Source organism: Amycolatopsis sp. 195334CR, assembly GCF_017309385.1.
GTDB lineage: Bacteria > Actinomycetota > Actinomycetes > Mycobacteriales > Pseudonocardiaceae > Amycolatopsis.
Genome location: NZ_JAFJMJ010000002.1, coordinates 681632 through 699658 on the forward strand (window position 1 = coordinate 681632; position 18027 = coordinate 699658).

An 18027-nucleotide genomic window follows, 5' to 3' on the forward strand; every position below is an offset into this window, starting at 1 on the left:
TCAGTGCACCTCGTTCGGCTGTCGGAGACGGTTCAGCAGCGGGCCGGTCATCGCCGTGGTGACGAGCGCCATCGCGACCATCGCGGTGTAGAAGGCGCTGTCGATGACACCGAAGCCCAGCCCGATGCTGAGGAAGACGAGTTCGGTGACACCACGGGTGTTCATCAACGCGGCGAACAACGCCGCTTCGGGCGGGGACTGGCCCGCCAGGCGCGCGCCGAGGTAGGCGCCACCGCACTTCCCGAGCACGGCGACCACGATCACGGCGGCCGTCTCGGCGAGCAGGCGGAGGTCGAGCTCGCCCAAGTCGACCTTCTGCCCGACGAGCACGAAGTACAGCGGTGCCAACGCGGAACCCAGTGGGGTGACCACTGTGGACAACTCAGCCTGGCGAACGGACCGGCCGACGGCGACCCCGGTCAGAAAGGCGCCGAACGCGGCGTGGAGGCCGATGGCGTCGGTCGCCGCCGCACCCGCGCTGGCGAGCGCGACCAGGACGGTGAGCGTGGTCTGCCGCGACTGCCGGGCCAGCCAGCGTTCGAACCACGGCCGGGTGAGCCCGTGCAGGACCAGCACGAACGGCACGACCAACACCAAGGGCCACACCGGAGCCCGGTCGTTCAGCGAAGCGGCGACCACGGCGAGCGCGGTCCAGGCGGCGACGTCGGTGAGCGCGGCGGCGCTGAGCGCCTGGTGCCCGGCGGCCTCACCGAGCATGCCCCGTTCGGCGAGAATCCTGGCGAGCACTGGAAAAGCCGTCACCGCCATGGCCGCGGCGGTGAATACCACGAACGCCGTCGTGCCCGCGGGCGCGTGACGCGGAGCGAGCCACAGCGCGAGCACCGCGCCGAGGAGGAACGGCACGACCGCGGCGCCGAACGCGGGCAACGAGGCCGCCTTGGCGTCGCGCCGGGTGAGCGAAGGTCCTAATCGGACACCGATGCAGAACAGGAACAGGACCAAACCGAACTGGGCGATCGCGTCGAGCACCCCGCCGACCGCGACGCTGGGCACGAACACGAGCCCGGCCAGCAGCCCGCACGCGATTTCCCCAACCACCGCGGGCTGCCCCAGCCTCGCGGCGAGCGAGCCGAAGAGCCGCGCCAGGCCCAGCAGGACGGCGAGCGCGGCGAACACCATCGCGAGGTCAGACATCGGGTACCTGCCAGCGACGGCCGTCGGGAGTCGGCACGAGCCCGCCGGGGAACATCGGTGGTTCCGCGCCCGCGGCCGCACCGAGCAGGCCGCGCAACTGCAACTGCGCGCCCTCCGCCAGCACTTCACCCAGCAACTTGCCGGAAAAGTCCACTGAGGACACTCCGCCGACCAGCTCGGCGAAGGCCGCGCCCGCGGTTCCGCCGTGCCGGGTGAGCCGCCGCGCGTGCCGGAAGTACGCGTGCTCGTCGGACCGCGTCTCGTAGAAGGACAGCAGGAACTCGCGGAACAACCCGAATTCGCGGCGGTAGCGGGCTTCGAACTCGGTGAAGCACCGGTGCTCGTCGACCAGGCCGGACAGGGCGCTGTTGATCGACCTGGCGGCCAGCAGCGCGCTGTAGGTGGCCAGGTGCACGCCGGAGGAGAACACCGGATCGAGGAAGCAGGCGGCGTCACCGACCAGAACCAGGCCGGGGCACCACAGAACGGTCCGGTCGTAGGAGTAGTCCTTGCGCACGCGGAGCCGGTCGTAGGGCGGGTCGGCCGCCCGGCGCGCGTCGCGCAGGAACTCCTTGATCAGCGGGCATTCGGCGATCAGCGCGGGGTACGCGACCTCGGGATTGCCCTGCACCTTCGCCGCCGATTCCCGTTTGACGACCGCTCCGACGCTGGTCAGCTCGGCCGACAGCGGGATGTACCAGAACCAGCCGTGGTCGAAGGCGGCGCACAGGATGTTGCCCGAGTTGGGTTCCGGCATCCGGTGGCCGCCGAGGAAGTACCCGAACAACGCGAGGTTGCGGAAGTGCGGCGAGTACTCGCGCCGCCCGCCCGCCGACTGGTGCAGGCGGCTGCCGTGCCCGGAGGCGTCGACCACGAACCGCGCGGTGGCCAGCCGTTCCCGGCCGGTGTCGTCGAGGTACCGGACACCGCGGACCCGGCCGTCCTCCCGGATCGTGCCGAGCACGCGGTGCCCCTGCCGGACGTCGGCACCGAGCCGCGCGGCGTTGTCCAGCAGCATGCTGTCGAACCGGGTGCGCTCGACCTGGTAGGCGTACGAGGTCGGCCCGGCCATCCGCTCGGAGGTGGCGAAGGTGAACGTCCACGGCTCGGGGTTGGTGCCCCAGCGGAACGTGCCGCCACGCTTGCGGACGAACCCGGCCCGTTCGATCTCCTCGCGCAGGCCGAGCATCGCGCAGATCCCGTGCACCGTGGCGGGCAGCAGCGACTCGCCGATCTGGTACCGGGGAAAGGTTTCCTGGTCGAGCAGGAGCACGCGGTGGCCTTCGGCGGCGGTGAGCCCGGCGGCCGTCGAGCCACCCGGCCCGCCACCGACGACGATCACGTCGTGGTCGGTCATGTGGCCACCCGTCCTTCCTGGCTGTGGGGGAGGAGCTCGGCGAGCTGGGCGACGACCGGGCGGAGCAGGACGTCGCGCAGGGAGCACGCGGCCCCCAGCATCCGCAGCTGCCCGGCGAGCGCGGCGGCGGTCAGGCTGTGCCCGCCGAGGGTGAAGAAGTCGCTGCTCGCGGTGACTTCGCGGACCCCGAGCACGGTTCGGAACGCGGCCGCGACCAGTTCCTCCGCCGGGGTCAGCGGCCTGGACGGCGCCTCGGACGGCACCGGCAGCGCGGCGCGGTCGATCTTGCCGTGCGGTCCCAGCGGCAACGCGTCGAGCGGGACCACGGCGGCGGGCACCAGGTAGGCCGGGAGCACCCGGCGAAGCCGTTCGTGCAGTTCGTCGGCAGTGCCGGTGCCGAGCACCACGTAGGCGACCAGTCGCGTGCCGTCGGCCACGACCGCCGCCTGCCGCACCCCGGACTGGGCGAGCAGGGTGTGCTCCACCTCGCCCGGTTCGATCCGGTAACCGTTGATCTTGACCTGGTCGTCGAGGCGGCCCAGCCACTCCAGCTGCCCGCCGGGCAGGCAGCGGCCGAGGTCGCCGGTCCGGTAGGCACGCCGTCCCGCGGTGACGAACCGCTCGGCGGTCAGGTCCGGCCTGCCCAGGTACTCGCGCGCCAGCCCGGCTCCGCTGATCAGCAACTCGCCGGGTTCCCCCACCGGCACCGGTCGCAGCCCGGGGTCCACCACCTGCACGCGGGTGTTGCCGATCGGCCGCCCGATCACCGGCGCCTCGTGCTCGGCCGTCCGGGCGGCGGTGGCGAACACGGTGCACTCCGTCGGGCCGTAGAGGTTGACCGCCGCCACCCGGGACGCCCGGAGCCGGGACCACAGGTCCTGGCTGACCGCCTCCCCGCCCATGAGCAGCGACTCCGGCCGGGGGTCACCGTCGAGCAGGCCGGCGTCGAGCAGCGCGGTCAGGTGCGCGGGCACGGCTTCCACCACCGAGAGCCGGTGCGTGCGGGCGAACTCGACGTACCGGTCCGGATCGGTGCGCACCTCGTCGGGCACCAGGTGGACCTCGTGCCCGCCGAGCAGCCACAGCACCGGGTTCCACGAAGCGTCGAAGGCGAACGGCAGGCCGTGGGCCACGCGCTGGACCTTCGCCGGGAAGAAGTTCGCGGTCAGCTCGCGGTACAGGTTCACCAGGCTCCGGTGACCCACCACGACGCCCTTGGGACGGCCGGTGGAACCGGAGGTGTAGATGACGTACGCCGGACCGCCGGCGGTGGTGTCCGGGAGCGGCTGCTCGCCGTACCGGCCCAGGCGGTCCAGCCAGTCGTCGCCGGTGAGCGCCACGTCGGCCCGCGGGGCGAACCGCGCCACGTCGGTCAGCAGGACCGCCGGGCGGGCGTCGGCGAGGATCGTGGCCACCCGGGCGTCGGGCAGACCGGGGTCGAGCGGGAGGTAGGTCGCGCCGGTCTTCGCGACGGCGAGCACGGCCAGTACCGCCCGCGCGGACCGGGACATCGCGCAGGCGACCACCTCGCCCGGCGCGGCACCCGCCTCGCGCAGCAGGCGGGCGAGGCGGTTGCTCCAGCGGTCGAGCGCGCGGAAGGTCCAGGTGTCCAGTTCGGACACCAGCGCCACGCGGTCCGGGTGCAACTCGGCCCGGCGTTCGAACAACGCGCGCCACGGCACCCGCGGCAGCCGCCGGGCCGGGCCGTCGAGCACGGACAGTCCCTCAGACATCGGCCACCTCCGGATCGATGAGGGTCGACTCGGCGCGCCGCAGCCAGGTCCAGAAGCCCGGCTCCCGGCCGGGGTCGAGGATCCCGAGGTGCCCGCCGGGCACCACCCCGGCGACGAACCGGCCGGAGGTCCAGGCGCGCCACGCCTCCGTCGCGTCCTCCGTGGCGCAGGCGGGGTCCTCGCTTCCGCAGAGCGCGGCGACCGGGCACGGCAGCGGGGTCACCGACGGCCCGCGGTACGCGCTCACCAGGCGCAGGTCGCGGCGGAGCAGGTCGAGCGCGTACTCCCAGACCTCGGGGTTCCGGCGGTAACCCAGCACCGGGGTCAGCCCGTCGCGGCGCAGCAACCGGCCGAGCGCCGCGGCGTCGGTGCGCGCGTAGGCACCCGGGACCCGCCGCTGCGGGGCGACGGCACCCACGACGACCAGTGCGGCGGGGACCACGCGCCGGGCCAGTTCGAGTGCGACGAAGGCACCCATGCTGAACCCGACCACCACCGTTCTCGCGAGATCGCCGGGCGGGAAAAGGCTGGTCAGTTCCCGGGCGAGCGGTTCGGCGAGTTCTTCCAGCGAATCGGGGAACGGCTCGGCGGCGCGGCCGCCCCGGCCCGGGTACTCCGCGCCCCACACCTCGCCCGACGGCGCGGCCGAGGCCAGATCACCCAGTGTGCCAAGGGATCCACCGGCCGGTGGCAGGCACAGGTACCGGCGCCAGCCCGGCCCCGGACGGTCCACCTTGGACAAAGTTCTGATCGCCCCTGCCATGGCGCCATCCTCTGCACGATAAAGAGAAAAAGGAGTGGGGGAATTCGCCCGCGGGCCGCCGATGGCAGCCACGAGAATGGGGGACCGGGCCGATTGTGTCAGTTGTCGGTCGTGGGCGTTAGTCCGAAAAGATACGACTCGACTGGGCCGTTTGGGGTAACGGTTCGGTAGCGAACCCCCAGGTCGGCGCGTACCTCACCCCCGCGGGGGAGCAGGGTGCGGGAAGAAGAATTTCCTTCCGGTTTTCCGGTCGCGCGGGCCGCCGGGGCGGGTTTCGGCAAATCCCCATTTGCATTTTCTCGCCCATTCCGGGCCGGGTGCCGCCGCGGCCCCGCCCTTGACGGCGGCCCCGCCGGATCCTAAGTTACCGGACATCGGACATGGGACGTCCCATGTCGGATCTCTCCCTGGTCCTCAACGAGGAGGCGGAACCCCGGTGAAACCGCGTTCAAGGCTGGCTGCGTCCCTGCTCGCCGCCGCTGTGCTCTGCTTGCCGCTCGCTCCCCAGGCCTCGGCCGCCCCGGCACCCGGCGGGTGCACGTCCTCGGTGCCGTTCGTCTCGGGCACCGAGGGCTACCACACCTTCCGGATCCCGGCGATCGTGCGCACGGCGACCGGCTCGCTGCTCGCCTTCGCCGAAGGGCGCCTCGAATCGGCGGGTGACTCCGGGGCGATCAAGGTCGTCTCGCGGTCCTCGGCCGACGGCGGGTGCACCTGGGGCCCGCTGACCGTGGTGTCCTCGAACGGCGACGCCACCGCGGGCAACCCCGCCCCGGTGCTCACCCGCGGCGGTGACCTGGTCCTGCTCACCACGCGCAACGGCCGGGTGTCCGAGGACGAGATCATGGCCGGGAAGGTGTCCGAACAGGACAGCAGGCGGGTGTTCGTCCAACGCAGCAAGGACCACGGCCGCACCTGGACCGAGGCCACCGACATCACCGCGGCGACCAAGCAGCCGGACTGGCGCTGGTACGCCACCGGCCCCGGGCACGCGATCGTGCTGCGGCACGGTCCGCACGCGGGCCGGATCGTGGTGCCCGCCAACCACTCCAGCGCCCCGCCCGCCGGTTCGCCGGACACCGGCACGGAGGACAAGTACTACGGCGGCCACGACCTCTACAGCGACGACGACGGGCGGACCTGGCACATCGGCTTCCGCGACAACCACACCGACGGCGTGATCGCGCCCAACGAGACCACCGTCGCCGAACTGCCGGACGGCACGCTGTACTTCTCCAGCCGCAACCAGGGTTCGGCGCCGGAGCACCGGCTCGGTGCCTACAGCAAGGACGGCGGGAAGACCCTCACCGCGCCCTACCGGGTCGAACCGTCGTTGAGCGGGCCGATCGTCCAGGCCAGCGTGCTGCAGACGGTGGTGCCGGGCGTGCTGCTGTTCTCCGGCCCCGCCGATCCCGCCAAGCGGCGCCAGATGCAACTCCGGATCAGCTTCGACGGCGGCCGAGACTGGCACCCGGGGCTGACCGTGACCACCGGCCCGGCCGCCTACTCGGACCTGGTGCAGGCCGACCTCACCACGATCGGGCTGCTCTACGAGACCGGGGTGAGCGGATCGAGCGAAACCGTGGCGTTCCAGCGGATCCCGCTGTGGCGCATCGCCGGTTGACGGACTCGGGTGCACCGGCGGGGCTTGCGCGACCGGCAAGCCCCGCCACCACCCTCTTGCTCTTCGGGCAAGACTCCGTGCATCTGGGGCATGACCGACCTACCGTGACGGCATGGCACACGACCACAGACACGACCTGGACGTCCAGGCGGACATCCTCGACCTCGACGCGGAACTCCTCGCCGGGCACACCGCGTCCCTCATCGACTGGCTGCCCCTCGCGGCGAACCCGCGCCGGATCGTGGATCTGGGGTGCGGGACCGGGGCCGGGACGTTCGCGCTGCTCGACCGCTTCCCCGAGGCGCGGGTCACCGCCGTCGACACCTCCGCCGAGCACCTCGAACGCCTGCGGGACAAGGCTGTCCAGCACGGTCTGGCCGACCGCGTGCGGACCGTGCAAGCCGATCTCGAAGGGGAGTGGCCGGACCTCGGCGAGCCCGAACTGGTGTGGGCGTCGGCGTCACTGCACCACCTGGCCGATCCCGACCGCACCCTGCGCCGGGTGCACGACGCGCTCGCGCCCGGTGGTGTGTTCGCCGTGGTCGAACTCGCCGGCTTCCCGCGGTTCCTGCCCGACGAGGCCCCCGAGGAGCGTCCGGGACTGGAGAAGCGGGTCCACGCCGCGAGCGAGCGCCGCCACGCCGAGCACCTGCCCCACCGCGGTGCCGACTGGGGCGTCAAACTGACCGCGGCGGGCTTCACCGTGAAAGGTGAGCGCACCATCGCGGTCGAGGTCGGACGCTCCCACTCCGAGGCGGTCGGCCGCTACGCCCTCGGCGGCCTGCGGCGCATGCGCCAGGCGGTGGCCAACGTGCTCTCCGCGGACGACCTCACCGCGCTGGACCAACTGCTCGATCCCGGCAGCCCGCACAGCATCCTGCGCCGCGACGACCTCGCCGTCCGCACCGAACGCACCGCGTGGGCCGCTGTCCCGGCGGGTCTCGGCTAAGCGCGTACGCACCCGGGTTCCGGCTGGGTCGAGCCCAGCAACCGGCTTTCCGCGAAGGCGGCGACGTCCCCCGGTGCGGGCCGGATCCCGTCCGGGCAGCGGGAGATCACCACCGGGTCCTCGGTGCTCTCGGTTTCCAGTGCCAGCGCCCAGCCGTTCTGCTCGTCCCACACCAGTGCCACGTCCCGGCCGGGGAAGGCGGCCAGGTGCCCGTCCAGCGCCAGGTAGGCGGCCAGCGGCGTGCCCTGCACGTAGAAGCTGTCGCCCTGCTGCCCGAGGGCACCGGCGACCATGCGCACGTAGCGCCGCAGCTCGTTCACTTCGGCTTCGTGGAATTCCATACCCAGCACCGCGACCACCCCGTCACCCGTAGATCCTCGGAAACATCGCCTCGTGCCGCGGAAGTACCCGCGCGGTACCGGGGCAAACCTGGTCACGCGGGATGGATCTTGTCGGGGTGGTGCACCGCCGTCCGGCCCGACTTCTCGCTGCGCACCAGGTACTGCGGCTGGTCGGGCGACGCCTTGACGTGCCGCCCGCCCGCCTCGGTTTCCGAGGTGAGCACGTCCTCGACGGTGCCGATCGAACTCTGGTTGCCCGCGTCCCAGCGAACCCGGTCGCCCTTGCGGAATTTCTTCGTCATACCGGCGGCTACCCGGGCGCGCCCCGGCTGAACCATCCCCTGTGGACGGTGATCAGGCGGTGGCGGCGATGCCCTGGTTCGTGGCGGCGAGCGCCGCCTGCAGTTCGCGGGCTTCGGCGGCGGACAGGTCGAGCCGGGTGGTCGACGGACCGCGGTCACCGTCCGGCGGGCTGGTCAGCTCCAGCCTCGCCGAACGGTGACCCGGCCGGAGCCGGATCCGCCCACCACCGGACAACGCCAGGGTGATGGTGTCGTCCTCCCGCGGCGGCCCGAGCCTGCCGCGCAACCACGCCAAGATCATGCGCCGGGACTACCCCGCTCGATCAGCCTGAAACACCCGGCTCAGCTGAGCTTCTTCTTGGCCTGCTTGGCCTTGCCCTTCGCCGTGCCGGCCGCGTTCTTGACCGCGGAGTAGGTGCCGTACAGCGCCGGGTCCGGCTTCGGCGCGGTGCCCGGGCCGCCCAGCGGTTCCGGGTCCATCAGGTACTCGATGGCGTCCTCACCGTCGCTCCAGCCGCCGGACGCGCCGTCGGGGCCGTCGGAGAGGTGCCAGATGGTGTTGTTGTGCGTCTGGTCTTCCTCGTCGAACAGGGCGTTGGGCGCGAACGGCGTGGCCTCCAGGCCGTCGGCCTCGAGTTCGGCGATCGCGGCCAGCCACTGCTTCTGGTGGACGGTGTCCCTGGCGAGGTTGAACTTGAGCATTTCCTTCACGCCGGGGTCGTCGGTCATGTTGTACAACCGCGCGGTCTGCAACCGGCCCTGCGCCTCGGCGGCCGCGTTCGCGCGGAAGTCGGCCAGCAGGTTCCCGCTGGCCACGATGTAGGAGCCCATCCACGGCACGCCCTGGGCGTTGTTGGGCATCGCCCCGCCACCGGCCACGATCGCCTGCTGCGGGTCCATGCCACCCAGGACAGCGGCCATCACCGGGTCCTTGACCGCCTCCGCGGTGGCCGTCGCGGGTGCGCCTTCGAGCAGCCGGGCCACCATGGTCGCGAGCATCTCCACGTGCCCGATCTCCTCGGTGGCGGTGTCCATGATCAGGTCCTTGTACTTGCCCTCCATGCGGCAGTTCCAGCCCTGGAACAGGTACTGCATGGTCACCGTCATCTCGCCGTAGGCGCCGCCGATGAGTTCCTGCAGCTTCCGCGCGTAGAGCGCGTCGGGCTTTTCCGGCTTGGCTTCACACTGCAGCAATTTCGTATGCCGGAACATCGTGGGTGAACCTCCTGGAATCGGGAAGATGTCCACCCCGGCTTCCCGTGCTGAGGCCGTTCATGCGCGTGGTTTCGCGGTTGGGCCGTTCGAGGCGTGTGAATCGTCCTCGCCGGGGAATGCCAGCACAGGTCAGCGAAAACCCTCGGAAGGGAGTTCCCATGTCACGCCCCCACCAGCCCCCGGACACCGGTGCGGTGACCTCCCGGCGCACCCCGGTCCAGCTGGTTTCGATGGTCTACGGCGTGGTGTTCCTGCTGGTCGGTGCCCTGGGCTTCGTGCCGGGGGTGACCACGGGGTTCGACACGCTCACCTTCGCCGGGCACGAGTCCTCGGCCCTGCTGCTCGGCGTGTTCGCCGTCTCCGTGCTGCACAACCTGGTGCACCTGCTGTTCGGCGTGGCGGGCCTGGTACTGGCGCGCACCCCGGCCGGGGCCCGCGGGTTCCTGATCGGCGGCGGAGTGATCTACCTGGTGCTGTGGCTCTACGGGCTGTTCATCGACCACGGTTCCTCGGCCAACTTCGTGCCGGTGAACGCCGCGGACAACTGGCTGCACCTCGGCCTGGCGGTGACCATGATCGCCTTCGGGCTGGCGCTCGGCCGGGGCCTGCGCCGCGCCTGAGCCCCAGCTGCGCGGCCAGCATGCCGGAGGCGATGTTCACCTCGTCGTAGAAACCCGGCTCGCCGGGCCACGACCTCCGCTGGTGGTCCGCCACCAGCGCGGTCGTGGCCAGCTCGGCCAGTATCGAGGCGTCGGCCAGGTCCGCGCTGGTGAGCGTGCCTGGCCGGCGGCGGTAGAGCGTCAGCGTGCCCAGCCGGACCGCCCCGGCCAGCAACGGGAACGCGAACACGGCGCCGACGCCGCCGGCCGCGGCCTCCTCGGTGAAGCCCGGCCACCGGGACGCCGTCGCCAGCAGGTCGCCCGCCAGCACCGGTTCCCCCGCTTCGAACGCGGCCACCCCCGGCCCTTCACCGACGGTGTATTGCAGTTCCTCCAGCGATTCCGCCCATTCGCCGCTGGCCGCGACCAGATCCTGCGACAGCGTGCTCGTGCGCATCGTGACCGCCGCGGCGTCCACCCGCCACCACCGATCACGGCGTTGCCCGTCCACCGCTTCCCACCCCCGCCCGCGCTTGAACCACTTCCCGCCGGGTACCCGAGCGCGCGTGACTAGAACGGCGACGATTTCCGCGCACCTCGCGGCAGAACTGCCCGCCCCACGTGGCCCGATCTCGGCCGCGGTCCTGGACGTGCTGAGCGGACGGTGCCACGAGGAAGCACTCCGGGGCCCCACCATCGAGGATGCTTTCGGTGAAGACGTGCAACTGGCCCTGCACATTTGTTACGAGCTGCACTACCGCGGCTTCCGCGGAGTCGACCCCGAGTGGGAATGGGCGCCGGAACTGCTGCGGCTGCGCGCGGAGCTGGAACGGGCCTTCGTTTCCGCGCTGCGCGAGGAGGTCCCCGGCGGTGACGACGTGGCGGGCGAACTGGACGCGCTGCTGGTCGAACCGGTGCCGGGCCGCGGGTTGAGCCACTTCCTCTGCGACGAAGCCGAATGGTGGCAGGTGCGGGAGTTCTTCGCGCACCGGTCTATCTACCACCTCAAGGAGGCCGATCCGCACGCCTGGGTCATCCCGCGGCTGTCCGGGCGGCCGAAGGCGGCACTGGTCGCGGTGGAGTTCGACGAGTTCGGCGGCGGGCACGCCGACCGGGTGCACGCGCAGCTGTACGCGGATCTCCTCGACGCGGCCGGGCTGTCGTCGCGCTACCTGCACTACCTGGAGAGCGCGCCGGCGTGCATGCTCGCCGTGGTCAACCTGATGTCGCTGTTCGGCCTGCACCGGCGGTGGCGCGGCGCGCTGGTCGGGCACTTCACCGCCGCCGAGATCACCACCGGGCCCAGCGCGCAGCGACTGGAGAAGGGGCTGACCCGCCTCGGCGCGGCGCCGGAGTGCCGCCGGTTCTACACCGAGCACATCGAAGCGGACGCCGTGCACGAGCAGGTGATGCGGCACGAGGTCGTGGGCGGCCTGCTCGCGCAGGAGCCGGAGCTGGCCGCGGACATCGTGTTCGGCGTCCAGGCCACGGAACTGCTGGAGGGGCGCTTCGCCGAGCACGTGCTGGGGCGGTGGGCGCACGGGCGGTCGTCCTCGCGCTCAACCGGCTGAGTCCTGGCGGACCCGCTTGCGGTGGCTGGTGTCGCACAACGGGAACCGCTTGCTGCGGCGGCACGCGCAGACCGCGACCATGAACCGGTCGCAGTGCTGCGTGGTGCCGTCCGGCAGGACCAATTCGACCGGTCCTTCGACCAGGATCGGGCCGCCGGGCTCGACGATGACGCGGCGACGGTGTTCAGGCTCGTCCGGCACGGATCACCACCAGGTCCTCGTACCTGCGGCCGGCCGGGATCAGCCCGGCGCGCTCCAGGAACGCCGCCCGCGACTGCATCACCGGGCCGAAGGGGTTGCGCTGGCGCGCGACCTCGTCGGCCACCAAGCCCGACGAGCGCAGCAGTTCCAGTGTGGTGTCCACTCCGGACACATCCGAGTGCACCAGTAGCAGCTGCCCCGACGGCCGCAGCAACCGCGGCGCCAGCAGGCACAGCGGGTCGAGCAGCGCCCGGCCGTCGGCACCCGCGTCCCAGCACCGCGCGCGGCCGCTGGGCACCGCGGTGGTGGCGGGCACGTAGGGCGGATTGGCCAGCACCAGATCGAAGGTGCCGTCGAAGTCCACAAAGGAGCGTCGGTGCACGCGGGCCGGTAGCCCGAGGCGCCGGGCGTTGAGCCGGGCGGTGAGCACCGCGCGCCGGGAGATGTCGATGGCGGTGACCTCGGTGCAACCGCGCCGCGCGGCGCTCATGGCCAGCGCGCCGGTGCCGGTGCAGACGTCCAGGACGCGGGCCGCCGGCGGCAGTTCCGTCCGCGACAGCACCGAAGCCAGCAATCGGGTGTCCGCCTGGGGCTGGTACACCCCGGGCAACCGGACCAGGCCCGCGGTGTCCGAAGTGGTCCGTGGACGGGCCGTCTGCGTGGTGGCCATGAGGCACTCCTGGGACGTCGGGTGACACGACCACCGTCGACCGTGCCGGAAGCCCCGGAATACCCCAAGATCTCCGGCCGAACCGTCCGCCGGGGAACTATCCGTCCAATTCGGAGTGCCTGCTGGTCAGCGTTTCGGCGAGCTGCCCCAGCTTCACGTTGAGTTCCTGGGAAGTGCGGCGCAGCACGTCGAAGGCCTCCTCGGCGGTGCAGCCGCGCCGGGCCATCAGGATGCCCTTGGCCTGCCCGATGACGTCGCGCGACTCGATGGCCCGCCGCAGTTGCGCCTCGCGCAACTCGGCCTGGTCGCGCAGGTCGACACGGGCGAGGGCCAGGGTGGCGTGGGTGGCCAGCAGCAGGGCGAGTTCGTGCGCGTTGGCGGGGAGCGCGCCCGCCGCACGGGAGTAGATGTTCAGCGCCGCGATGGGCGCGGAGGTGGGGTTGCCGGGCAGCAATGTGGTGGACAGCACGGCGGAGACGCCGCGGTCGGCGGCCTGGGGGCCGAACTCGGGCCACGCCGGTTCGCGGCCGAGGTCGTCGGTGCGGATGTACCCCGGGCCGGTCGCCTCGGCGGCGGTCAGGCACGGGCCTTCCCCGGTGCGGTACTGCAGCTGGTCCAGTTCGGTGGCGAGCGGATCGGTCTCCACCGGGGTTTCGTAGCGGCCGTCCTCGGTGCGGAAGGTGACCGACACCAGGTCCGCGCCCGGCACCACGCCGTGGGACGCGGTGACCACGCGTTCGAGCACCTCGTGCGCGGTCGACGCGGCCAGCAGCGTGTGGGTCAGCTGCGCGAACTGCCCGGCCAGCAGGCCTTCGCCGAAGAACGCGGCCGTCGGCTCGGCGTGCCGGGCGTAGCTGGTGAACTCGGCCTTCTCCTGGCCCCAGTCCTGTTCGGTGGTCATGCTTGCTCACCTGCCTTCAGGCCGACCGGCTGGCCGGCCCGCCGAACCAGCGAAGGGTGCGGGCCAGCCCGTCGGCCGAGGTGATCTCGGGTGCCCAGCCGAGTTCCGCGCGGGCCAGGCCGATGTCCGGGCACCGCCGCCGCGGGTCGTCCTCGGCCGCGGGGATGTGGCGGATCGGGGCGCGGGTCCCGGTCAGCCGGCGGATCTCCTCGGCGATCTCCAGCACGGTCAGCTCGTGCGGGTTGCCGATGTTGACCGGGCCGGGGTGCGTGCTCGCGGCGAGGGCCAGCAGGCCGGTCACCGTGTCGTCGACGTAGCAGATCGACCGCGTCTGCTCGCCCGATCCGGCCACGGTCAGCGGTTCCCCGCGCAGCGCCTGCCCGGCGAACGCGGGGATCATCCGGCCGTCCTCGGCGCGCATGCGGGGGCCGTAGGTGTTGAAGATGCGGGCGATGGTGGTGTCCGCCTGCCATTCGCGTCGCGCGGCCGCCGTGTACGCCTCGGCGTAGCGCTTCGCTTCGTCGTACACGCTGCGCGGGCCGATCGGGTTGACGTTGCCCCAGTAGTCCTCGCGCTGGGGGTGCTGCCCGGGGTCGCCGTAGACCTCGCTGGTCGAGGCGAGCAGGAACCGGGCGTCGTGGCGGCGGGCCAGGTCGAGCGCCCACGCCGTGCCGGTGGACCCCGCCGCCAGCGTCTCGAAGGGCAGGCGGAGGTAGTCCCGCGGCGAGGCGGGGCTCGCCAGGTGGAAGACCAGGTCGACGTCGCCGGGCGGATCGGCGGGCCAGGTGGTGACGTCGGCTTCGACCAGGCTGAACCCCGGTGTGTCCAGCAGTTCCCAGAGGTTTTCGCGGGCACCGGTGGCGAAGTTGTCCACGCAGACCACCTTGGTGCCCAGGGAGAGCAGGCGTTCGCACAGGTGCGAGCCGACGAAGCCGGCGCCCCCGGTCACCACCGCACTGGCGAAGTTCCAGTCCATGTCCCGGGGTGTACCCGGCGAGCGGCCGGGTATGCGGGGGCATGCGCGTTCTGCTGACGGGGTGGCCGAGTTTCGTGGACGGGGAGGCCACCGCCGGTGACGTGTTGAGCCTCCGCTCGGTGCGGGCCGCGCTGGCCGGCGCCGGGATCGACACCGAGACCGCGTGGAGCCCGGTGTTCCGGCCCGACGGGCTGCGGCTGGAGGACGCCGACCCGGCGCGGTACTCCGATGTGGTCTTCGTCTGCGGACCGGCACACGGCCCCCAGGTGCGGCGGCTGCACGAGCGGTTCCCGGACTGCCGCCGCATCGCCGCCGGGGTGTCGGTGCTCAATCCGGACGATCCGGCGGTGACCGGGTTCCACCGGGTGTTCGCCCGCGACGAGCCCGGTGGTGCGCGGCCGGATCTGGCGTGGCACGTGGGCACCGACCACACCCCGGTGATCGGCGTGGCGCTGGCTCCCGGGCAGCGCGAGTACGGCGGGAAGCGGCGGCACGACGTGGTGCACGCGGCGCTGGGGGAGTGGCTGACCACGCTGGACTGCGCGCGGTTGCCGCTGGACACCCGGCTCGACACCCGGGACTGGCGTAACTGCGCGACGCCGGACCAGTTCGCCTCGCTGGTGTCCCGGCTGGACGCGCTGGTCACCACCCGGCTGCACGGACTGGTGTTCGGCCTGCGGGCCGGGATCCCGGTGCTGGCGGTCGATCCGGTGGCTGGCGGGGGCAAGGTGTCCGCACAGGCCCGCGTACTGGGCTGGCCCGCACTGGTCGGGGCCGAGTCGGCGGTCGAACCCGGCGCGCTGGACCACTGGTGGGCGTGGTGCCTGTCCGAGCGCGGCCGGGTGGTGGCGCGCCGCCGCCCGCCGGAGGCCGCGGTGCTGGACGAACTCGTGAGCGGCCTGCGGGAGCGGTCATGAAGACGACCGTGGTGATCGCGACCCGCAACCGGGCCGGCGAACTGGCGCGAACCCTGCGCGAACTCGCCGCGCTGCGACCGCCGCCGCCGGTCATCGTGGTGGACAACGCGTCGACCGACGACTCCGCCGAAGTGGCCCGCGCGGCGGGCGCGCGATTGCTCGCCCTGCCGCGGAACCTCGGTGCGTCGGCGCGGAACCTCGGTGTCGCGGCCGCGCGCACGCCGTACGTCGCGTTCAGCGACGACGATTCGTGGTGGGCACCGGACGCGCTGGCCAAGGCGGAGCAGTTGTTCGACCGGCACCCCCGGCTCGGCCTGATCGCCGGGAAAACGTTGGTGGGGCCGGAGAACCGGCCCGATCCGGTGGTGGAACTGATGGCGCGCAGCCCGCTCGGCCGGGACCCGGGTGCCCCGGGCCCCTCGGTACTGGGGTTCCTGGCCTGCTCGGCGCTCGTGCGCGTTCAGTCCTATTCGGACTGTGGTGGCTTCGACCCGCTGCTCCACTTCGGCGCGGAGGAGAAGCTGCTGTCCTACGACCTCGCCGCCCGCGGCTGGCAGCTGTGCTACGTCGAGGAGATCGTGGCGCACCACCACCCGTCGCCGTCGCGCATGCCCGCCGAGCGTCGACGGCGGCTGGAGGAACGCAACAACCTGTTGATCAGCTGGCTCCGCCGGAACCCGCGAAACTGCCTGGCCGCAACGGTTTCCACCTCGCCACGCGCCCTCGCCGGGGCCGCGCGGCGGCTGCCGGGGGTTTGGCGGCGACGGCGGCGGCTGCCCCGGGAAGTGGAAGCCCGAGTCCGGCTGCTGGAGGGAGACCGATGAGGACGACCGTGGTGATCATCACCCGTGACCGGTGCGCGGAGCTGCGGCGAACCTTGACGCAGATGACCGCTTTGCCCGATGCCGCGCCGATCGTGGTGGTGGACAACGGTTCCACCGACGGAACCGCGGACCTGGCCCGCGAACGCTTCCCCGGGGTCGAACTGATCCGCGCCGAGCGCAACCTCGGCGCGCTCGGCCGCAACCTCGCGGTGAGCCGGATCACCACGCCGTACGTGGCGTTCTGCGACGACGACACCCGCTGGCAACCCGGGGCGCTGACCAGGGCGGCGGAGCTGCTCGACGCGCACCCCGGCCTGGCCTCGGTGACCGGGCGCTGCCTGGTCGAACCGGAGCTCACCGAGGACCCGATCACCCCGGAACTGCGGTACTCCCCGGTGCGCGGCCCGGACTGGCTGCCCGGCCCGGCGTTGCTCGGCGTGATGGCCGGGCTGTCGATGTTCCGGGTGAGCGCGTTCGAAGAAGTCGGCGGCTTCTCCCGGCGGATGTGGTTCGGCGGTGAGGAGGAACTGCTCGCGCTCGACCTCGCCGCGGCGGGCTGGTGGATGTGCTGGGCCGAGGACGTGGTGGTGCACCACGCCCCGTCGACGGCGCGGGACCCCCGGCGGCGAAGGCAGCTCGGGATCCGCAATACGTTGTGGACACTGTGGTTGCGGCGTCCGGTGCGCAGCGCGTGGCGGCGCACGCGGACCGTGCTCGGCTCGGCCCCGCGTGACCGGTACACCGCCGGTGCGGTCGTGGCGGCGCTTCGCGGCCTGCCCTGGGTCCTCCGGTCGCGACGGGTGGTCCCCGCGGCGGTCGAGGCCGGGCTGGTCGACCTGGAGGAGTCGCAGCGGGCTTCGGTGGCCCGGCGCTACGTCGGCTGACCACGCACGCAAAGCAATTGGCCGATTCGGTGTTTAGTCCACCCGGGGCCGTCAACTCCTTCACCATGAAAGTGCTCGCCTGGCATGTTCACGGTTCGTGGATGGACGCGTTCGTCCGAGGCCGGCACACCTACGTGTTGCCGGTGCGGCCCGAAGGCGGTCCGTGGGGCCTCGGCCGGGCGGACCGGCCTTGGCCGGACAACGTGGTCGAAGCGGACGAAGCGGAACTCGCCGACTCCGAATTGGACCTGGTCGTCCTGCAACGGCCGGAGGAGATCGAGCGCGCGGAGCGGTTGCTCGGCCGCCGCCCCGGCCGGGACGTGCCCGCGGTTTTCGTCGAGCACAACACCCCGCTGGGCGGCGTGCCGGACACCCGGCACCCGCTGGCGGACCAGAGCGAGATCCCGATCGTCCACGTCACCCACTTCAACCAGCTGATCTGGGATTCCGGCCAGGCGCCGGTGATGGTCATCCCGCACGGCGTGCCCGATCCCGGCGAGCAGTACACCGGGGCCACCGAACGCGCGGCCGTGGTGATCAACGAACCCCGGCGCCGCGGCAGGCGCACCGGCACCGATCTGCTGCCCGCGTTCTGCCGGGCCGCGCCGGTCGACCTGTTCGGCATGGGACTGGCCGGGATCAACGAGCACACCGGGGTGGACGGGGAGCGGCTCCGGCCGATCGGTGACCTGCCGCTCGCCGACCTGCACCGGGAACTGGCGACGCGGCGCCTCTACCTGCACACCGCGCGGTGGACCTCGCTGGGCCTGTCCCTGATCGAGGCCATGCACCTGGGCATGCCGGTGGTGGCGCTGGCGACCACCGAAGCCGCGGTGACCGTGCCGAAGGAGGCGGGCTTCGTCGCCACCGACGTCGGCGCGCTGACCACGGCGATCCGGCAACTGATCGACGATCCCGGGCTGGCGCGGGCCGCCGGGAAGGCCGCGCGCGAGCACGCGCTGGCACACCACGGGCTCGAGGCGTTCCTGCACAACTGGGACACGCTGTTCGGCCGCTTGATGGCATGACCGATTCCGCAGGAGGT

At 72.3% G+C, this 18027-nt stretch carries 20 protein-coding genes and 1 pseudogene; 8 read left to right on the forward strand and 13 right to left on the reverse strand.

What is annotated here, in order from left to right; all coding sequences use genetic code 11:
* Genes JYK18_RS26110 through JYK18_RS26125 form a run of 4 tightly spaced genes read right to left on the reverse strand, consistent with a single transcriptional unit; the run spans position 1 to position 5008 of the window.
* Positions 1-1155: a cation:proton antiporter gene (locus JYK18_RS26110; protein WP_206806122.1), complete on the reverse strand. Its 1155-nt coding sequence runs from the start codon at positions 1153-1155 to the stop codon at positions 1-3.
* The gene (locus JYK18_RS26115; RefSeq protein WP_206806123.1) at positions 1148-2512 is read right to left on the reverse strand and encodes a tryptophan 7-halogenase; all 1365 of its coding nucleotides are present in this window, start codon (positions 2510-2512) and stop codon (positions 1148-1150) included. The genes JYK18_RS26110 and JYK18_RS26115 overlap by 8 nt, the downstream gene beginning before the upstream one ends.
* Entirely contained in the window at positions 2509-4245 is a 1737-nt protein-coding gene (locus JYK18_RS26120) for a non-ribosomal peptide synthetase (RefSeq protein ID WP_206806124.1), read from the reverse strand. Before JYK18_RS26120 ends, JYK18_RS26115 begins: the two co-directional genes overlap by 4 nt.
* Positions 4238-5008, reverse strand: a complete 771-nt coding sequence (locus tag JYK18_RS26125; RefSeq protein ID WP_206806125.1) for a thioesterase II family protein — start codon at positions 5006-5008, stop codon at positions 4238-4240. Before JYK18_RS26125 ends, JYK18_RS26120 begins: the two co-directional genes overlap by 8 nt.
* Positions 5009-5444: 436 nt before the next feature.
* On the opposite strand from JYK18_RS26125, the gene JYK18_RS26130 reads away from it, so the two are divergent.
* Both JYK18_RS26130 and JYK18_RS26135 read left to right on the forward strand, forming a co-directional pair.
* Entirely contained in the window at positions 5445-6632 is a 1188-nt protein-coding gene (locus tag JYK18_RS26130) for a sialidase family protein (protein ID WP_307796068.1), read from the forward strand.
* Positions 6633-6744: 112 nt separating this feature from the next.
* Positions 6745-7581 (forward strand): trans-aconitate 2-methyltransferase, encoded by an 837-nt coding sequence (locus JYK18_RS26135; protein WP_206806126.1) that lies wholly within the window; start codon positions 6745-6747, stop codon positions 7579-7581.
* On the opposite strand, the gene JYK18_RS26140 is transcribed toward JYK18_RS26135, so the two are convergent.
* The 4 genes from JYK18_RS26140 to JYK18_RS26155 form a co-directional block, all read right to left on the reverse strand.
* Complete coding sequence (locus tag JYK18_RS26140) at positions 7578-7922, reverse strand: DUF6292 family protein (protein WP_206806127.1); 345 nt, start codon at positions 7920-7922, stop codon at positions 7578-7580. The two genes, JYK18_RS26135 and JYK18_RS26140, sit on opposite strands and share 4 nt — an antisense overlap.
* A gap of 92 nt (positions 7923-8014) precedes the next feature.
* Positions 8015-8224 (reverse strand): DUF2945 domain-containing protein, encoded by a 210-nt coding sequence (locus JYK18_RS26145; RefSeq protein ID WP_206806128.1) that lies wholly within the window; start codon positions 8222-8224, stop codon positions 8015-8017.
* 52 nt (positions 8225-8276) lie between these two features.
* Positions 8277-8525 carry a hypothetical protein gene (locus JYK18_RS26150; RefSeq protein WP_206806129.1) on the reverse strand — a complete coding sequence of 83 codons (249 nt, stop codon included), beginning with the start codon at positions 8523-8525 and terminating at the stop codon, positions 8277-8279.
* A gap of 41 nt (positions 8526-8566) precedes the next feature.
* Positions 8567-9436, reverse strand: a complete 870-nt coding sequence (locus tag JYK18_RS26155; protein WP_206806130.1) for a manganese catalase family protein — start codon at positions 9434-9436, stop codon at positions 8567-8569.
* 161 nt (positions 9437-9597) lie between these two features.
* Here JYK18_RS26155 and JYK18_RS26160 point away from each other — a divergent pair, with 161 nt between their 5' ends.
* Positions 9598-10059, forward strand: coding sequence for a DUF4383 domain-containing protein (locus JYK18_RS26160; RefSeq protein WP_206806131.1), 462 nt, complete (start codon positions 9598-9600; stop codon positions 10057-10059).
* A gap of 106 nt (positions 10060-10165) precedes the next feature.
* Here JYK18_RS26160 and JYK18_RS48320 read toward each other — a convergent pair.
* A pseudogene (locus tag JYK18_RS48320) lies at positions 10166-10549 on the reverse strand (GAF domain-containing protein); the annotation flags it as partial.
* A 55-nt stretch (positions 10550-10604) separates the two neighbouring features.
* Here JYK18_RS48320 and JYK18_RS26165 point away from each other — a divergent pair.
* Positions 10605-11609: an iron-containing redox enzyme family protein gene (locus JYK18_RS26165; RefSeq protein ID WP_307796069.1), complete on the forward strand. Its 1005-nt coding sequence runs from the start codon at positions 10605-10607 to the stop codon at positions 11607-11609.
* Here JYK18_RS26165 and JYK18_RS26170 read toward each other — a convergent pair.
* The 4 genes from JYK18_RS26170 to JYK18_RS26185 all read right to left on the reverse strand — a co-directional run bounded on the left by JYK18_RS26170 (position 11598) and on the right by JYK18_RS26185 (position 14357).
* On the reverse strand, positions 11598-11810 hold the full coding sequence (locus tag JYK18_RS26170) for a CDGSH iron-sulfur domain-containing protein (RefSeq protein ID WP_206806132.1): 213 nt from the start codon (positions 11808-11810) through the stop codon (positions 11598-11600). The two genes, JYK18_RS26165 and JYK18_RS26170, sit on opposite strands and share 12 nt — an antisense overlap.
* Positions 11794-12480 (reverse strand): methyltransferase, encoded by a 687-nt coding sequence (locus JYK18_RS26175; protein WP_206806133.1) that lies wholly within the window; start codon positions 12478-12480, stop codon positions 11794-11796. Before JYK18_RS26175 ends, JYK18_RS26170 begins: the two co-directional genes overlap by 17 nt.
* Positions 12481-12577: 97 nt before the next feature.
* Positions 12578-13381 (reverse strand): GAF and ANTAR domain-containing protein, encoded by an 804-nt coding sequence (locus tag JYK18_RS26180; RefSeq protein ID WP_206806134.1) that lies wholly within the window; start codon positions 13379-13381, stop codon positions 12578-12580.
* Positions 13382-13397: 16 nt separating this feature from the next.
* Entirely contained in the window at positions 13398-14357 is a 960-nt protein-coding gene (locus JYK18_RS26185; RefSeq protein WP_206806135.1) for an NAD-dependent epimerase/dehydratase family protein, read from the reverse strand.
* 41 nt (positions 14358-14398) lie between these two features.
* On the opposite strand from JYK18_RS26185, the gene JYK18_RS26190 reads away from it, so the two are divergent.
* The 4 genes from JYK18_RS26190 (at position 14399) to JYK18_RS26205 (ending at position 18010) form a co-directional block, all read left to right on the forward strand.
* Entirely contained in the window at positions 14399-15274 is an 876-nt protein-coding gene (locus JYK18_RS26190; protein ID WP_206806136.1) for a polysaccharide pyruvyl transferase family protein, read from the forward strand.
* Entirely contained in the window at positions 15271-16098 is an 828-nt protein-coding gene (locus tag JYK18_RS26195) for a glycosyltransferase family 2 protein (protein ID WP_206806137.1), read from the forward strand. Before JYK18_RS26190 ends, JYK18_RS26195 begins: the two co-directional genes overlap by 4 nt.
* Positions 16095-16982: a glycosyltransferase family 2 protein gene (locus tag JYK18_RS26200; protein WP_206806138.1), complete on the forward strand. Its 888-nt coding sequence runs from the start codon at positions 16095-16097 to the stop codon at positions 16980-16982. The genes JYK18_RS26195 and JYK18_RS26200 overlap by 4 nt, the downstream gene beginning before the upstream one ends.
* Positions 16983-17047: 65 nt before the next feature.
* Positions 17048-18010 carry a glycosyltransferase gene (locus JYK18_RS26205; RefSeq protein WP_206806139.1) on the forward strand — a complete coding sequence of 321 codons (963 nt, stop codon included), beginning with the start codon at positions 17048-17050 and terminating at the stop codon, positions 18008-18010.
* Positions 18011-18027 lie beyond the last annotated feature (17 nt).

Coding starts and splice junctions, on each gene's coding strand:
- JYK18_RS26140 (WP_206806127.1), bottom strand. CDS start 7,922: ATGGAATTCCACGAAGCCGAAGTGAACGAGCTGCGGCGCTACGTGCGC.
- JYK18_RS26190 (WP_206806136.1), top strand. CDS start 14,399: ATGCGCGTTCTGCTGACGGGGTGGCCGAGTTTCGTGGACGGGGAGGCC.
- JYK18_RS26125 (WP_206806125.1), bottom strand. CDS start 5,008: ATGGCAGGGGCGATCAGAACTTTGTCCAAGGTGGACCGTCCGGGGCCG.
- JYK18_RS26200 (WP_206806138.1), top strand. CDS start 16,095: ATGAGGACGACCGTGGTGATCATCACCCGTGACCGGTGCGCGGAGCTG.
- JYK18_RS26195 (WP_206806137.1), top strand. CDS start 15,271: ATGAAGACGACCGTGGTGATCGCGACCCGCAACCGGGCCGGCGAACTG.
- JYK18_RS26160 (WP_206806131.1), top strand. CDS start 9,598: ATGTCACGCCCCCACCAGCCCCCGGACACCGGTGCGGTGACCTCCCGG.
- JYK18_RS26155 (WP_206806130.1), bottom strand. CDS start 9,436: ATGTTCCGGCATACGAAATTGCTGCAGTGTGAAGCCAAGCCGGAAAAG.
- JYK18_RS26205 (WP_206806139.1), top strand. CDS start 17,048: ATGAAAGTGCTCGCCTGGCATGTTCACGGTTCGTGGATGGACGCGTTC.
- JYK18_RS26150 (WP_206806129.1), bottom strand. CDS start 8,525: ATGATCTTGGCGTGGTTGCGCGGCAGGCTCGGGCCGCCGCGGGAGGAC.
- JYK18_RS26135 (WP_206806126.1), top strand. CDS start 6,745: ATGGCACACGACCACAGACACGACCTGGACGTCCAGGCGGACATCCTC.
- JYK18_RS26115 (WP_206806123.1), bottom strand. CDS start 2,512: ATGACCGACCACGACGTGATCGTCGTCGGTGGCGGGCCGGGTGGCTCG.
- JYK18_RS26145 (WP_206806128.1), bottom strand. CDS start 8,224: ATGACGAAGAAATTCCGCAAGGGCGACCGGGTTCGCTGGGACGCGGGC.
- JYK18_RS26120 (WP_206806124.1), bottom strand. CDS start 4,245: ATGTCTGAGGGACTGTCCGTGCTCGACGGCCCGGCCCGGCGGCTGCCG.
- JYK18_RS26175 (WP_206806133.1), bottom strand. CDS start 12,480: ATGGCCACCACGCAGACGGCCCGTCCACGGACCACTTCGGACACCGCG.
- JYK18_RS26180 (WP_206806134.1), bottom strand. CDS start 13,381: ATGACCACCGAACAGGACTGGGGCCAGGAGAAGGCCGAGTTCACCAGC.
- JYK18_RS26110 (WP_206806122.1), bottom strand. CDS start 1,155: ATGTCTGACCTCGCGATGGTGTTCGCCGCGCTCGCCGTCCTGCTGGGC.
- JYK18_RS26185 (WP_206806135.1), bottom strand. CDS start 14,357: ATGGACTGGAACTTCGCCAGTGCGGTGGTGACCGGGGGCGCCGGCTTC.